At 45.3% G+C, this 12,739-nt stretch carries 17 protein-coding genes; 12 read left to right on the top strand and 5 right to left on the bottom strand.

Translation table 11 applies throughout. The features are described from left to right. The first annotated feature begins 267 nt into the window (after window positions 1-267). Both Q0757_RS05855 and Q0757_RS05860 read left to right on the top strand, forming a co-directional pair. Entirely contained in the window at window positions 268-522 is a 255-nt protein-coding gene (locus Q0757_RS05855) for a GlsB/YeaQ/YmgE family stress response membrane protein (RefSeq protein ID WP_298785444.1), read from the top strand. 282 nt (window positions 523-804) lie between these two features. Then, window positions 805-1,203, top strand: coding sequence for a hypothetical protein (locus Q0757_RS05860; RefSeq protein WP_298785445.1), 399 nt, complete (start codon window positions 805-807; stop codon window positions 1,201-1,203). A 164-nt stretch (window positions 1,204-1,367) separates the two neighbouring features. Here Q0757_RS05860 and Q0757_RS05865 read toward each other — a convergent pair whose 3' ends face one another. After that, window positions 1,368-1,880: a GNAT family N-acetyltransferase gene (locus Q0757_RS05865; RefSeq protein WP_298785446.1), complete on the bottom strand. Its 513-nt coding sequence runs from the start codon at window positions 1,878-1,880 to the stop codon at window positions 1,368-1,370. Between the two features lie 309 nt (window positions 1,881-2,189). Here Q0757_RS05865 and Q0757_RS05870 point away from each other — a divergent pair, with 309 nt between their 5' ends. From Q0757_RS05870 to Q0757_RS05880, 3 genes are all read left to right on the top strand, one after another. Continuing rightward, on the top strand, window positions 2,190-2,891 hold the full coding sequence (locus tag Q0757_RS05870) for a carbonic anhydrase (protein ID WP_298785447.1): 702 nt from the start codon (window positions 2,190-2,192) through the stop codon (window positions 2,889-2,891). A 202-nt stretch (window positions 2,892-3,093) separates the two neighbouring features. After that, window positions 3,094-3,438 carry a general stress protein gene (locus tag Q0757_RS05875; protein WP_298785448.1) on the top strand — a complete coding sequence of 115 codons (345 nt, stop codon included), beginning with the start codon at window positions 3,094-3,096 and terminating at the stop codon, window positions 3,436-3,438. A 140-nt stretch (window positions 3,439-3,578) separates the two neighbouring features. Further along, window positions 3,579-4,511: a hypothetical protein gene (locus tag Q0757_RS05880; protein ID WP_298785449.1), complete on the top strand. Its 933-nt coding sequence runs from the start codon at window positions 3,579-3,581 to the stop codon at window positions 4,509-4,511. 186 nt (window positions 4,512-4,697) lie between these two features. On the opposite strand, the gene abc-f is transcribed toward Q0757_RS05880, so the two are convergent. Both abc-f and Q0757_RS05890 read right to left on the bottom strand, forming a co-directional pair. Beyond that, complete coding sequence (abc-f, locus tag Q0757_RS05885) at window positions 4,698-6,347, bottom strand: ribosomal protection-like ABC-F family protein (protein ID WP_298785450.1); 1,650 nt, start codon at window positions 6,345-6,347, stop codon at window positions 4,698-4,700. A gap of 120 nt (window positions 6,348-6,467) precedes the next feature. After that, complete coding sequence (locus tag Q0757_RS05890; protein ID WP_298785451.1) at window positions 6,468-6,602, bottom strand: hypothetical protein; 135 nt, start codon at window positions 6,600-6,602, stop codon at window positions 6,468-6,470. A 204-nt stretch (window positions 6,603-6,806) separates the two neighbouring features. On the opposite strand from Q0757_RS05890, the gene Q0757_RS05895 reads away from it, so the two are divergent. Both Q0757_RS05895 and Q0757_RS05900 read left to right on the top strand, forming a co-directional pair. After that, window positions 6,807-7,043: a hypothetical protein gene (locus Q0757_RS05895; RefSeq protein ID WP_298785452.1), complete on the top strand. Its 237-nt coding sequence runs from the start codon at window positions 6,807-6,809 to the stop codon at window positions 7,041-7,043. A gap of 102 nt (window positions 7,044-7,145) precedes the next feature. Continuing rightward, window positions 7,146-7,454, top strand: a complete 309-nt coding sequence (locus tag Q0757_RS05900) for a MazG-like family protein (RefSeq protein ID WP_298785453.1) — start codon at window positions 7,146-7,148, stop codon at window positions 7,452-7,454. Window positions 7,455-7,607: 153 nt separating this feature from the next. Here Q0757_RS05900 and Q0757_RS05905 read toward each other — a convergent pair whose 3' ends face one another. Then, the gene (locus tag Q0757_RS05905) at window positions 7,608-8,111 is read right to left on the bottom strand and encodes a hypothetical protein (protein ID WP_298785454.1); all 504 of its coding nucleotides are present in this window, start codon (window positions 8,109-8,111) and stop codon (window positions 7,608-7,610) included. A 107-nt stretch (window positions 8,112-8,218) separates the two neighbouring features. Continuing rightward, window positions 8,219-8,458, bottom strand: coding sequence for a hypothetical protein (locus Q0757_RS05910; protein WP_298785455.1), 240 nt, complete (start codon window positions 8,456-8,458; stop codon window positions 8,219-8,221). A gap of 443 nt (window positions 8,459-8,901) precedes the next feature. On the opposite strand from Q0757_RS05910, the gene Q0757_RS05915 reads away from it, so the two are divergent. From Q0757_RS05915 to Q0757_RS05935, 5 genes are all read left to right on the top strand, one after another. After that, entirely contained in the window at window positions 8,902-9,129 is a 228-nt protein-coding gene (locus Q0757_RS05915; RefSeq protein ID WP_298785456.1) for a hypothetical protein, read from the top strand. Between the two features lie 36 nt (window positions 9,130-9,165). Next, window positions 9,166-9,444, top strand: coding sequence for a hypothetical protein (locus Q0757_RS05920; protein WP_298785457.1), 279 nt, complete (start codon window positions 9,166-9,168; stop codon window positions 9,442-9,444). Window positions 9,445-9,454: 10 nt separating this feature from the next. Beyond that, entirely contained in the window at window positions 9,455-9,745 is a 291-nt protein-coding gene (locus Q0757_RS05925) for a hypothetical protein (protein WP_298785458.1), read from the top strand. Between the two features lie 81 nt (window positions 9,746-9,826). Then, window positions 9,827-10,924, top strand: coding sequence for a LacI family DNA-binding transcriptional regulator (locus Q0757_RS05930; protein WP_298785459.1), 1,098 nt, complete (start codon window positions 9,827-9,829; stop codon window positions 10,922-10,924). A 71-nt stretch (window positions 10,925-10,995) separates the two neighbouring features. After that, the gene (locus tag Q0757_RS05935; RefSeq protein WP_298785460.1) at window positions 10,996-12,726 is read left to right on the top strand and encodes an alpha-amylase family glycosyl hydrolase; all 1,731 of its coding nucleotides are present in this window, start codon (window positions 10,996-10,998) and stop codon (window positions 12,724-12,726) included. Window positions 12,727-12,739 lie beyond the last annotated feature (13 nt).

Genomic DNA, 12,739 nt, shown 5'->3' on the forward strand with positions numbered 1-12,739 from the left:
CAGCACAGATTAACAAAACTAAAAGCCAGCAGCCGAAGTAAATATTAAAATTCACGGGGGACCATCAGGGTGCACGCTGACCTGATGGTTTTTTAGTTTTCGGTCCGCGGGAAAGCTTGTTCAGCCGGACCGCCTGTATCGAAAATACAGATATGATGGGCCGGGAGCACCGGCAAAAGCAGGCAGCAACGTTTGAGGAATCCAGCTGCAGGAAATAGTCGGAAAAGAACATTAAAAATTATATCCATCCTCAAGGAGATGAATAGCATGCTATCGTTTATTTGGAGTCTTATTATCGGCGGTTTGATTGGCTGGGCTGCAGGCGCACTTACGGGCCGCGACGTGCCATTTGGTATTATTGGTAATATTATCGCCGGCTTTATCGGAGCGAGTCTAGGAACAGCGCTGCTCGGCAGCTGGGGACCAGCTATTGGCGGCTTCGCGATTATTCCTGCGCTTATTGGCGCGGTTATTCTCGTACTGATCGTAAGCTTTATTTTTCGATCCATCAAAAAGAAATAAGGAAAAGAACTGCAAGATTGGAAAAGAGCTGTCTGTATGAAAGGCAGCTTCTTTTTTGTTGAAAATAAGTGTAAAGAGCCTGTGCTTTCTGCCTGGTAATCTGTAGCCATTCTTAAAGTGGAACGGAAATAGATGTTTGAAGGGCACGGACTAACAGGAAGTATAATACAGGTGCGAAGGGTGTTGAATTTAAAGATGCATTGGTTCTTGGAAGGATGCAATGCCGCGAACACTGCAGAAAGATAGCGTGGAAAAGAATTTCTATATTTAAGGAGGAACAACATGAAAATTGAATCTTTTACGGACAAGATCGCTGAGAAATACGGAGCAAACGATGAAAAAACGATTGTTGATGAAGGGGCTGCCTTTATTGCCGAGTGGGTGAATACGATGCAAAGGGAGGTCCAGACGAAGACCCCGGTGGGCGTGCAATTGTATGGAAGCAAGTACACGGAATCCATCATCGCGGTCGGGCATATTCGTATGGTATTTTGTAAGCATAATGACCCGGCGCATATTCAAGTATTGGTTTTCGGAGATGAACAAACCGAATCATCCGAACCCTATGATCAGCTGAAGGTTTCGGAAAATTCCCCTGCTCTTATGAGCACACGCTTTCAGCAGGAATTCAGCAAGGACGTATTTGAAAAATATCTGGATATTTTTCGGGAGGTAGTTTAAGAAGAGACCGATTTCCGGTCTCTATCACGCAGGGGGTTGAAATAAAGATTTCAGCCATGCTGCGTGCATAGCATATATCGTTTTCGTCTCGATTGCCTTCACCTCAGGCATCCTTTCACAGCAAGCAGACAGCACAAGCACAGCCGGGCGAGAGCCCGGTTTTTTTATGAAGTAGTGTTCGAGTATATATGAACCAGCTGTTCATTTATGCGTTTTTCTGCTTCGAACTGCATAGGGAGAGCTTTTGCCACCTGGATAGAAGGGATATTCTGCGGCTGAATGAGCGCGATCATTTTTTTAAGGTGCAGCTCTGTTTTACCTAGATGAAAAAAGGTGCGCGCGGCCTCCTTCGCATAGCCGAGTCCTTGAAATTCCGGCACGATCCAGTAGCCAATTTCATAGTAAAGACGGTGCTCGAGTATCTGCGGGATGATACCTGCATGGCCTAGGAGTGCTTTCGTCTGTGAATGCTCAATAACCTTCAAGCCGAGCTGTTCATTTTCCTGATAATAATGGAGGATCCACTGCAGAAAGGCTTCCGTTTCCTGCAGGGTTTTGGTCTTGCCGTTTCCGATATGCTTCATCACGGCGGGGGAAGCGAGCATCCGATGGAGAAAATCCGAATCCTGATAGGTGTAATCCCGGAAAGCAAGCCGGGGGTTGGACAAATAAAACAAACAGCAACCCTCCCTTTGGTTTGTTTATTGATAAATCGCGTGGCTGCGGCTGAATGACAGCCATTCAATTATACAATGCTGCCCCGGGACACAACAGGAGTATCGATGGATGATTGTAAAAGCATTCTTACCTCGCGTTTGGTCTTGGCTGGAAAAGGAAAAATTCAATGATACAAATACAAACAGCCAAAACCTGGCCCCTTTTACGTTTTACTATATTTTAATAAGGAATGATGCTGTATCGCTGTATCTATTGTTTATTCGGTCGTGCTGGCGGCCGTAAGTACGCTTCCCGTTTTTCCCGCAGAAATGGAGAAAGCTCCTGAACAGAAGTCCGAATGGTCCTATCAGGGCAATACTGGGCCGGCATATTGGGGAAGCCTGGACGCCGATTATACTGCGTGCACGAACGGGAAAAGTCAATCGCCCGTAAACCTGAGGGAAGCGGAAGCAAAACGGGGCGACTCCGAGGTACAAATGAATTACAGGCCAACCGATTTCACCCTTAAAAACGATGGACATACCGTATTGGCAGAGCCCGGAAACGCCAATAATACATTAACCTATAAAGGAGAGGAATATACGCTTTCCCAATTTCACTTTCATGCGCCAAGTGAACACCAAATCAACGGCGAGTACGAGGATATGGAGCTCCATCTCGTGCACGAAAGTCCGGAGGGGGAAATCGTTGTGACTGCGTTTATGCTTGAGGAGGGGAGCGGCACAACTTTTCCTTCTTCATTTTGGGATAAAATGCCGTCAAGCGAAACAGACGCTCCGGCTTCTGTTGATAACCGTCTCAATCTGGAAGAATTGCTGCCATTTTCCGAAGCGAACTTTCAGTATGAAGGTTCGTTAACGACGCCCCCATGTACAGAAGGCGTGAACTGGATCGTTTACGGAGAGCCGGTATCCGCTTCAAGTGACCAATTAGAAGATTTTCAGCAAATCTATGACGACAACCATCGGCCGGTCCAGCCGCTTAATGGAAGAGAAGTAATAAAAAACTGACGCAAGTTATTTGCAATGCTTTGGCGTCCGCAGAAAAAAGAAAGCAGGAAGAGTTTGTACACAGGCACCACGGGGTATCATCATCTATGGCACACTCTTCTTAGCCGTTCGTTAAGTATTGCTGGACAGTACCAGGAAACGAATGAAAAGAAGAGGTCTGGTTACAGACAAAGGCCCGAAACTACACGAGGAGGAATCAAGCATGAAGCCACAGGTACAGGAATACACCAACGAAGACAACATCGAGCAGGACGTACAAAAGCTTACGGAGAACGGTATCAGCCGCAACGACATTTATGTCATGAGTCACGATGATGACCGCACCGACCGGATTGCTGATAAGGCAGATACCAATGAACCTACCGATAAAGAATTTGGCATTGATTCCGAGAATCGTTTCTCGAAAAAGGGAGACGAGCTTCGCTTTAAGCTTCAGGAGCTTGGATTTACGGAGCAGGAAGCCGAGGACATGGAAGATGATCTCGACGAGGGCAAAGTATTGCTGATGGTTCAGGACGACAAGAATCTCAGTGAACTGCTGAAATAATATCAGGCAAAACAGCTGGAGGCCAGTGGCTCTCCGGCTTTGTCTGTACATACATAAAGACGCTTCCGCGTGGGAGCGTCTTTGTTTTATTTTTAATTATCTAAGCTAAAAAATTAATCGCTAGGCGCGTAATGCTGTTAATGTCTATTTTTAACTTTTTAAGTGCGAATGGCAACGTTATTTTACTGACCATACCACTCTATTTGATACAATGGAAGGAAAATACAATTGAGATGAAAGAAGGAAATGTCATGAAAAAATCGCCAATCATTCTTCCTTTTCTGGGACTGTTACTCAGCGCAGGACTCATCGGATGCAGCGGCGGGGAAACTTCGTCTGAAAGTGCCGGGACCCAGGAAGTGTCTACGAATAGTGATAACAGCCAGGAGGAAGAAAGCGCCGATACCTCCAGTGATCAGAAAGGGGAGACGCAGTTTCAGGGTGGGCAGGAATCCTCCGAAACGTCATCAGAGCAGTCTCCTGAAGGTGTGCGCCAGGAATTGGCGATGGATGAAGACCAGATTTTCCTGCCGTTCAGTTTTCCCGACCACTCAACTGAAAATGTGCTCGTTTCTGTAGCTTCCAACAATGATCAAACCTACAGCGTGCAGTACCAGACCAGTAATGGAGACCCTCTCGCGCATGTAACAGGTTCACAGTTTGCCAGTAAAAAGGAAGCAGTGGAGGAGCTGGAGTCTTTTCAAAACGGGAAAAAGGTAGGGCCATTCGAGCAGGGAGGGGAGGATCTTGGCTATGGTATTACCGGGTACGGCGAGGGTGCTGCGGGAAGCCAGTACTTCAGCTGGGAGGAAGGCAATTGGCTTTTAAATCTCTCCTCTGCGACTGAAGACGAAATTGATCATCCGGCCGTCGCCCGGGAGATCGTGGAATATCTTGAGAGCCATACCCTCCCGGCTCCAGGTGAACTGGGCGTGGTGGATATCCATTATGACCGGGGAAGCGAAAACGTCACCGTGGATATTCGCTGGCAGGACGGCAGGATGGTGTATGAATTAAGCACCGGACATACCCCACTGGAAGCAATGCAGATGGCAACGTCCATGGAGAAATAGATGATTACTCATATTTCCTCCATAAGACAAAAATACTCCCCCCTAAGCAAAACAGACGATTTATTTCATCTGTTTCCTTAGAGGGGAGCATATTATTGCCTGGAGAGTGTCTTTAACAGATTTTTAAAAGCACACTTCAGAAGCCATCCCGTATTGAGGTCTTCCTTTACCTGTCATCCTTATACACTATTCGTGACATTGAAGAAGCTGAGCCTCCTGCCGTTTTTGAACTGCGTAGGCATACGTTCCTTCGTATTTTTGCAACGCTCCGCAGTCCAGCCAGTACGTAACCGTAAAGAGCTGGTTCAAAAAATATCGGTCGTGCGAGATCGTGATAATAGTGCCGGGAAACTGCTTCAATGCTTCTTCCAGCGCTTCCTGGGATTCAATATCCAAATGATTGGTCGGCTCGTCGAGCACAAGAACATTGATATCTTCATACATCATCTGAGCGATTCGCAGACGGGTGCGCTCTCCGCCACTCAAATCGTGCGTCCGTTTGAACACATCGGCACCGTAAAACAGAAACTGGGCCAGAATATTCCGGGCCTGACCTTCATCCACATAGGCCGTCTCGCGAAAGGTCTCTAGAACTGTGGCGGAAGCGTGAAAAGTTTCCATATGCTGCGTCATTCGCCCAAAACGGACGTTGCTGCCGATATCTATGATGCCTTTATCAGGTCTGATTTCTCCGGTGAGAATCCGCATTAGCGTAGTTTTGCCGGAACCATTGGCCCCGACGATCGCGACCCGTTCACCCATCCGGATATGCATATCGATCGAATGAAACAGTGTCGTTTGATCCCACTGTTTAGCGATATCGATCATGGTCACTACATCATTGCCGGTGCGCTGGGATTGGGCGAGCTGCACACGCATGGACGGGCGATGCAGCACGGGCTTGGGGAGCACTTCCATTTTTGCCAGTGCTTTTTCCATGCTTTTCGCCTGGCGATGCATGCCGGCGTTGGGCGGGTTGGCCCGATTCGCCCATTCCTTCAATTGCTTAATGCTTTGCTTCATTTTTTTAATTTTCTTTTGCTGGTCCTCGTACTGCTGAAACTGACGCATCAGGTTTTCTTCTTTTGTTTGGACGTACGCATGATACGGGGACTCGTACAGGGTGACCGACTGATCCTCCACATCGGCGATCCGTGTAGCGGTATCGGCCAGCAGCGAGCGGTCGTGTGAAACGAGGACCACAGTCCCTGGATAATGATGAATATATTCCGTCAGCCATTCGAGAGCAGCTACATCCAGATGATTGGTCGGCTCGTCCAAAAGCAGAACGTCCGGCTGTCGAAGAAGCAGGCATGCAAGCCCGACCTTGGTTCGTTCGCCGCCGCTTAACGTGCTCCAGGCCGATGTCAGCTGGTACTCGATGCCAAGGCCGGCACTCACGCTCCGCATTCGTCTTTCCATTTCATAGCCGCCGGCATCATGAAAGGCGTCCTGTTTCATTCCGTATTGATGCATCACTTGCTCCAAATGTTTTGGGTCATGTAGATCCGCCATTTGCTGTTCCAGGAGGCGCAACTCCTGCTGGAGCTTGTAAAGATCGTGAAATTCACGCTGCAGGACATTGGCCACTGTGGTTTCATCGTTTTCTACCGGTCTTTGTCTTAACCGTCCCACGGTAAAGCCTTTTTTCCGGGACACCGTTCCCTGATCAAGTGGGGCTGAACCGTCCATTACCCGCAGCAGGGTAGATTTTCCACTGCCGTTGCGGCCGACAACGCCGAGGCGGTCGCCCTGATAAACCTCCAGATGCATCTGCCGAAGGACGGTATCGCCGCCCTGGGTGATTGTTCCGTGTTGAATGCTGATTGCTATCATGATTATTCCTCCTGGTTGACCACCAGGAAGGTTGTTTCGGCACATCAAAAAGAGCCGAAGAACCGTCTTCGACTCTTGAGTCTGTCTGCGTGGGACAGGATCAAAGGTGAACGTCTCTTCCTAGTGGTCGTTATTTGCCATGGTCTGTACCGTCTGTTGGACATACGTATCCCCTGGGAGAAAAACCATCGCAAAAACGGAACGACACAAATACATAAACCGGTCGAGTGCCGAACCACTATGAGAAATATTCACCTTGATCCCTCCTTCCAATTTTTGTATTATTACTGTACCATGTTCGTCAGCAGGGAGCAATAGTCTCGCGCACATAAAGCATTGTCTTATAGAGACGGTCAATATTGCTTTTAGGCGATTATCTCTGAGGCTATTAAGAATTTTCATGAAATATTGAAAGAAATGATTGAGGGAGGCGTCTCTCCGATTGGCAGGAGGATTACTATGAGCAGAAGGAAGAAGCTGTTTAAGCACGATACAAACGCGAGGACGGTCAAAGATAAAGTGGATGATTTTCTCGTCCGGAAGCAGGAAAAAAAGCGGGAAAATCGGGGAAGGAAGGGAATAACAGTCCTTGTCCTGCTCGGGGTGACCGCTTTATTTTATCTGGGTTCACATCTGTTCGGCTACAGCACAGAGACCTTTGAAGCCATTACGGATACGCTGAGCCGTCACGATTAAATAGCAGTGAACGCAAGAGCCTCCACGTAAAGAAATAGGGGCTATATTTATTAACTTGATTTAATCAATCCGCCAACGAATACAACAAAGGGGAGAACTGGCATGAACGTATCTTTATGGGAACAGCTTCGTACACTAAGCATTCAGGAGCCCAAAACCCTGGAGCAAATGGCTTTAAAGCTTTCGGAGGAATCCGGCGAAGTCGCCGAAGCGGTGCTGGCGTCTTCGGGCGCCAGTGGAAGTGAGTACAAACAGGCATCCCGAAATCATATAGATGAAGAATGCATCGATGTCATTTTGGTAGCTGCCGCGATGTTTTATCAATCCGGTCATGACACCGCTCATATGGAGGAGCTGCTGCAAAAGAAAATGGAGAAATGGCGGACCCATATGGCGAAGCGGGAGGTTTAGTTTAAAAACGAAAAAAGCAGAAATTGGCTGCTGACAAGCAGGGTCCGGACATAATTTCCGGGCCCTGTTTTTATCTACATATTGTTTTAATGCTACAGGGAACCTACCTGCAAAAGAATTATTGCTTAAGATTTGTATAACGTATTTGAAGGTTCACGAATTGCCACTCCAAAAGGCATAAACCACGGCGGCAAGAAGAGCCGGTGAAACCCCCACAGCTATTTCCTCCATGCGAGTTTCCACCGCAGCGTTCCAAAGAAATCCTGTACGCTTTGTTTCTCCGACGCACTCATTTTTCACATAAATATGGCCCTGGCCGTTCCACTTCAGCTGAATAGTCACATCCGGCAGGTGGTTCATGCCAAAGAGTGTTACCGCGTATTTATGCTTGAATGCGTGCAGGCTTGTTATATCTGCGATGTGCATTTGGTTTTGAGAAACGTGCCAGGAGTGTCCTTGGTCAAATGACTGCTGAACGATGGCATAACGATCGGATGCTTCCATGACTATGTTAACGTCGTGAACAGGACTGCGGGAAGGGCGGTCATTCCGAGCGTGAAACCAGTGGTGCATCGAGCCGATTTCTGTTTCCCGATCGTACACGGAAAGGGGCTGCGTTGATGCACCCCATAAAGGACGAGAATACGTTACCAGCATGGCGGGTTCTCTCCTTTATGATTGTTATACAGATAAGGTTTTTATATTTTTCTCTAAACGGTTAGTGGTAAACAACAGGCGTACGCATAAAGTTGCAATCATTACTTCTACAAATGAAAGTAGTAACCAACTGCCATAAAAACGAAAAAGCTGTTGGCCATCAGAAATGTTGGAAGAAGCAGCCACCACAGCCGGCCAATCACAGCAAGAACAAATCCAATAGCACCGAAGGCCTGGCCAATGAACCAGTAGCTGAACCCGTAATCCCAAATAAAGTTGGGCATCCACGAAGCCAGGCTCAGAAGCAGGCATAAGGCGCTCCATTTACAAAGGGTTCGACGATGCATGAATATCCTCTCCCAGCGTTCCATAAGGAAAGAGTTTGTTCATTTATGGTAAAATTAGTTATAAATGTAATTTAAATGGTACCATAAAAAGAAAATTCAAGACACACCATACGTTACAAAAACCGGAGGATAGCAGGTCATCAATGAAATGGACAATGGAGGATACACGTTTGTTTATTATATATATAATCGTCGGCTCTGTGTATGTATGGTTATTTAACCTCTTTTCAAGCCATCACCATTCATACCTTTCGTTGCTGGGGATAGGGGTATTGTACGTGTACTTTACTAAGCTGCTTACAAAACTGGAAAAGAAAAAGCGTGCATAACACGACTTATTTTTACTTTATTATAGTAAAGGAGGTAGCTTTATTTATACGTCAAATGCGTACAATGTCGCTCTTGTGCTCAATCTCATCTGCGGCGGACTAATCACTCTTTTTATGACCGGTGTTTTTATCACGGGCTTCATTGCGGAAGGAGACGGGCAAAACCCATGGGGCTATCTGACTCCGATCGCTTTCGTACCTCCAGTGCTGACAGCCGTTTACACGTATAAAACAAAGTCAAAATGTCTTTTTTGGCTCACCATTGCGCTCTGCTGGATACTATCCATTCAATCGATACGCGTAGCAAGCTTCATTCGTGAGTTTGTTCTTTATTTTCAATAAATAGAGGAAGGCAGCTGAAAAGAGAGGGGTAGTTCGATGTATACTTCCAGATGGCGCACAGTCGTATTAGTTTTACATATTGTCTGGAGCGCTGTGTTTACTTATTTTATGAGTGCCAGCGTGTGGAACGATGCTATTCCTGAAGGAAAATGGGAATATATTGTTCCTCTTCACTTTCTGATTCCGTTACTTGTAGGAATTTATACATTAAAGACGAGGTCTAAATGTGGATTTGTGTTCACCATCGCTGCCTGCTGGCTGTGTCCTTTTTTGTCGACTCAGGTTATGTGGTTCATTGAAGGATTTTTTCGATAAGGGGTAGAAGGTGGAGAGGGCCCATAAGCGAACACTTATTATTAATGCTGTTTTAAGCTATTTTCTTGCGGCAGGTTTAACCGGGCTTTTAACTGGCGGACCCTTTACCGATCAGGAAAGCGATGATCAGCTGTTTTATTTAGGCATGGCCGGTTATGTCGCTGCCTTAGCCGTTATCGGCTTTGCGTTCTACAAACGCACCGAATTTTGGCGAACGTTTGGAATTATTTCCTGCTGGACATTCCCGGTTATTGGGCTGGGAATAGCTTTTGTTATTTCTGTGGCGCAAAGCATAATGTAGCTGACACACTAATTCATGTTAATGGAAAATAAAAAAATAAATTTTTATTCATACAATTCAAAACTTCCTCTTGATTAATAAATGAGTTTTGATATACTGAAAGCGGTTTATTTCAAAAACGTTTTTGAAAATGATTTTAACAGGAGAATGAAAATGACTTCCATTAAACAAATTGCAAAAGAAGTCGGAGCATCGGTATCCACCGTTTCTCGAGCTTTAAATGGCTATCACGATGTTAACCCTAAAACGCGGGAAAAAGTGATTGAAGCGGCGCGCAACCTTAACTACTTTCCCAGTACCGCAGCCCGGAGTCTGGTAACAAAACGCTCACACATGATTGGTCTTTTTTTTGGTGACAATGTAAATTCAGGCTTTGAAGACCCGTTTTTCCAAAAAGTCTTATCGGCGATTAGAGAGCTGGTTGGTGATGCGGGGTATGACTTGCTTGTATTCACAAACAAAAATAAAGAGCGAGCAACGTACACCACTTTGTGCAGAGAACGGGGAGTGGATGGCACGATTTTGATTTTAACCGGCAGGGAAAAGCAGGTAAACATTCAATTGACGGATCTACAAAACAGTGAAATACCCTGCGTAGCCATTGATGTTCCTCTGGAAGGAAAACGGTGTACCTACGTGGAATCGGACAACTTTTTGGGAATAAAGAAAGCGGTATCATATTTAGCTGGTCTTGGACATAGACAGATTGCTTTTATCGGCGGAGATGAAGTATCCAAAATAAGTTTGGACCGGTTGAATGGTTATCGCGCTGGGCTAAACGATGAAGAAATTGATTATGTGCCAGACTTAATAGAAATGGGTTACTATTCAAAAGAATCTGCCGGCGTTGCAGTCAAAAATGTATTGAAAAAAAATAAAAAGGTTACTGCCTTTCTCTGTGCTAGCGATTTAATGGCCTTTTCTGCGGTAGAAACGCTTCAGGAAGAAGGCTTTTCCGTTCCCAGAGATGTGTCGGTCGTGGGGTTTGATGATGTTGACGAGGCTGCTAGTTACCATCCTTCCTTAACAACGGTAAAGCAGAATAAAGAAGAAATAGGCAGCTCAGCAACTGAGCAGCTACTAAAAATTATTGAAGATCCGGCTCTTTCGCCACCGCCTATTAAGATCCCATGTGAATTAGTTCTTAGACAATCTACTGCTGAAGTACGAAAAGATTAATATATAATAATTTTTTTAACCATTTCCAAAAACGTTTTTGGAAATAAATATTTATGCCGGGAGGAACCGAAATGCCATTGAATGCGCACCAAAAACAAGAAGTAGAAGCAAAATTGAAATTGATTTATGACGAAAAAAACTCGGCTTATTTATTAGCAGAGCTTTTGAAAGTGGTGGATAGATACAAAAACCTGGTTCCGAGTTTTGAGAAAAAGGAAGCATTTGTTTCGGAAAAAGACACCGTTTTGATTACTTACGGAGACTCCGTCCGAGAAAAGGGCAAAGCCCCGTTACAAACGCTGCATGAATTTCTAAATGATCATATTAAACATACGCTGAATGGTGTTCATATTTTACCTTTTTATCCATACAGCTCGGATGACGGCTTCTCGGTGATAGATTATTTTCAGGTGGATCCTGAGCTCGGGGAATGGAAAGATATCGAGAATATGGCCACAGATTATGACTTAATGTTTGACGCAGTGATTAACCATATTTCGGCAGGAAGCAACTGGTTTCAAGGTTATTTGAAAGGAGAACCGGCATACAAAAATTATTTTATCGAGGCAGATCCTGAAGCTGACTACAGTAAAGTCACCAGGCCAAGAGCGCTGCCGCTCCTGACTAAATTTGAAACAGCCCAAGGCTCTAAACACATTTGGACCACGTTTAGCGAAGATCAAGTTGACTTAAACTATAAAAATCCGGATGTGGTGGCGAAGATTATTGAATTACTTCTTTTTTATATTAGTAAAGGAGCAAAAATGATCCGCCTGGATGCCATCGGGTTTTTATGGAAGGAGATGGGGACTACGTCTATCCATCTGGATCAGACTCACAAAATGATTCAGGTTTTTAGAATAATTATTGAAGCTATTGCGCCGGAAGTTATTTTAATAACAGAAACGAATGTGCCTCATAAAGACAATATTAGTTACTTTGGCTCCGGGTACAATGAAGCGGGCATGGTATATCAATTTCCCCTCCCTCCATTAACACTGCACGCATTTTTGACGGGAAATGCTAAACATTTGTCGGAATGGGCGGGAAGTTTGGAAGAGACAACAGAGGAAACGACCTTCTTTAACTTTTTAGCTTCGCACGACGGTATTGGTGTGCGCCCGGTAGAGGGGATTCTTGCTAACGAAGAAGTGGAAAAAATGATTGAAACAGTATATGAACATGGTGGGAAGGTGTCCTATAAAGATAATGGAAATGGCATGAAAAGTCCTTATGAACTAAACATCAATTATTTAGATGCGCTCTCCCATCCGAAGGACGAACAGGAATTGAAGGTAGCACGTTTTCTCGCAGCTCAGTCAGTACTGCTGTCTATGGCCGGTGTTCCCGGAATCTATATACACAGTTTATTCGGCTCGCGCAATTATCATCAGGGAGTAGAAGAAACTGAACGTTTCCGTACGATTAATAGAGAGAAGATGGACCGGCAGATGCTGGAGGAGGAATTGAACGACCCTGGGTCGCTTCGTCACAAGGTCTTCTCTAAGTTCAAACAGCTTATTGCTATTCGGACCAATGAAAAAGCTTTTCATCCGAATAGTGCTCAACAGGTGCTGTTTTTGAATAACCAGGTTTTTTCTTTAGTGAGAACAGATAAACACAACTCAGAAGAGCAAGTCACTGTATTAGTGAACGTATCAAATGAAGAACAAGAAGTAGCTATAGATGTTCGAAATAATCAAAAGACGATGAGAGATCTTATAAGTGGTCAGCAATTGGAAGTGAGGGATAAAAAAGTTAATACAACACTGAAGCCGTATGCAGCTGCCTGGCTTAAATAAGGGGCCGACAGCC

This window comes from uncultured Marinococcus sp. (assembly GCF_947493875.1).
Lineage (GTDB): Bacteria > Bacillota > Bacilli > Bacillales > Marinococcaceae > Marinococcus.

What these genes read in the sequence shown, in the direction of transcription:
- Q0757_RS05920 (WP_298785457.1), top strand. Translation starts at nt 9,166, where the DNA reads ATGTATACTTCCAGATGGCGCACAGTCGTATTAGTTTTACATATTGTC.
- Q0757_RS05860 (WP_298785445.1), top strand. Translation starts at nt 805, where the DNA reads ATGAAAATTGAATCTTTTACGGACAAGATCGCTGAGAAATACGGAGCA.
- Q0757_RS05910 (WP_298785455.1), bottom strand. Translation starts at nt 8,458, where the DNA reads ATGCATCGTCGAACCCTTTGTAAATGGAGCGCCTTATGCCTGCTTCTG.
- abc-f (WP_298785450.1), bottom strand. Translation starts at nt 6,347, where the DNA reads ATGATAGCAATCAGCATTCAACACGGAACAATCACCCAGGGCGGCGAT.
- Q0757_RS05880 (WP_298785449.1), top strand. Translation starts at nt 3,579, where the DNA reads ATGTCTATTTTTAACTTTTTAAGTGCGAATGGCAACGTTATTTTACTG.
- Q0757_RS05935 (WP_298785460.1), top strand. Translation starts at nt 10,996, where the DNA reads ATGCCATTGAATGCGCACCAAAAACAAGAAGTAGAAGCAAAATTGAAA.
- Q0757_RS05930 (WP_298785459.1), top strand. Translation starts at nt 9,827, where the DNA reads ATGAGTTTTGATATACTGAAAGCGGTTTATTTCAAAAACGTTTTTGAA.
- Q0757_RS05875 (WP_298785448.1), top strand. Translation starts at nt 3,094, where the DNA reads ATGAAGCCACAGGTACAGGAATACACCAACGAAGACAACATCGAGCAG.
- Q0757_RS05855 (WP_298785444.1), top strand. Translation starts at nt 268, where the DNA reads ATGCTATCGTTTATTTGGAGTCTTATTATCGGCGGTTTGATTGGCTGG.
- Q0757_RS05895 (WP_298785452.1), top strand. Translation starts at nt 6,807, where the DNA reads ATGAGCAGAAGGAAGAAGCTGTTTAAGCACGATACAAACGCGAGGACG.
- Q0757_RS05900 (WP_298785453.1), top strand. Translation starts at nt 7,146, where the DNA reads ATGAACGTATCTTTATGGGAACAGCTTCGTACACTAAGCATTCAGGAG.
- Q0757_RS05870 (WP_298785447.1), top strand. Translation starts at nt 2,190, where the DNA reads ATGGAGAAAGCTCCTGAACAGAAGTCCGAATGGTCCTATCAGGGCAAT.
- Q0757_RS05905 (WP_298785454.1), bottom strand. Translation starts at nt 8,111, where the DNA reads ATGCTGGTAACGTATTCTCGTCCTTTATGGGGTGCATCAACGCAGCCC.
- Q0757_RS05915 (WP_298785456.1), top strand. Translation starts at nt 8,902, where the DNA reads ATGACCGGTGTTTTTATCACGGGCTTCATTGCGGAAGGAGACGGGCAA.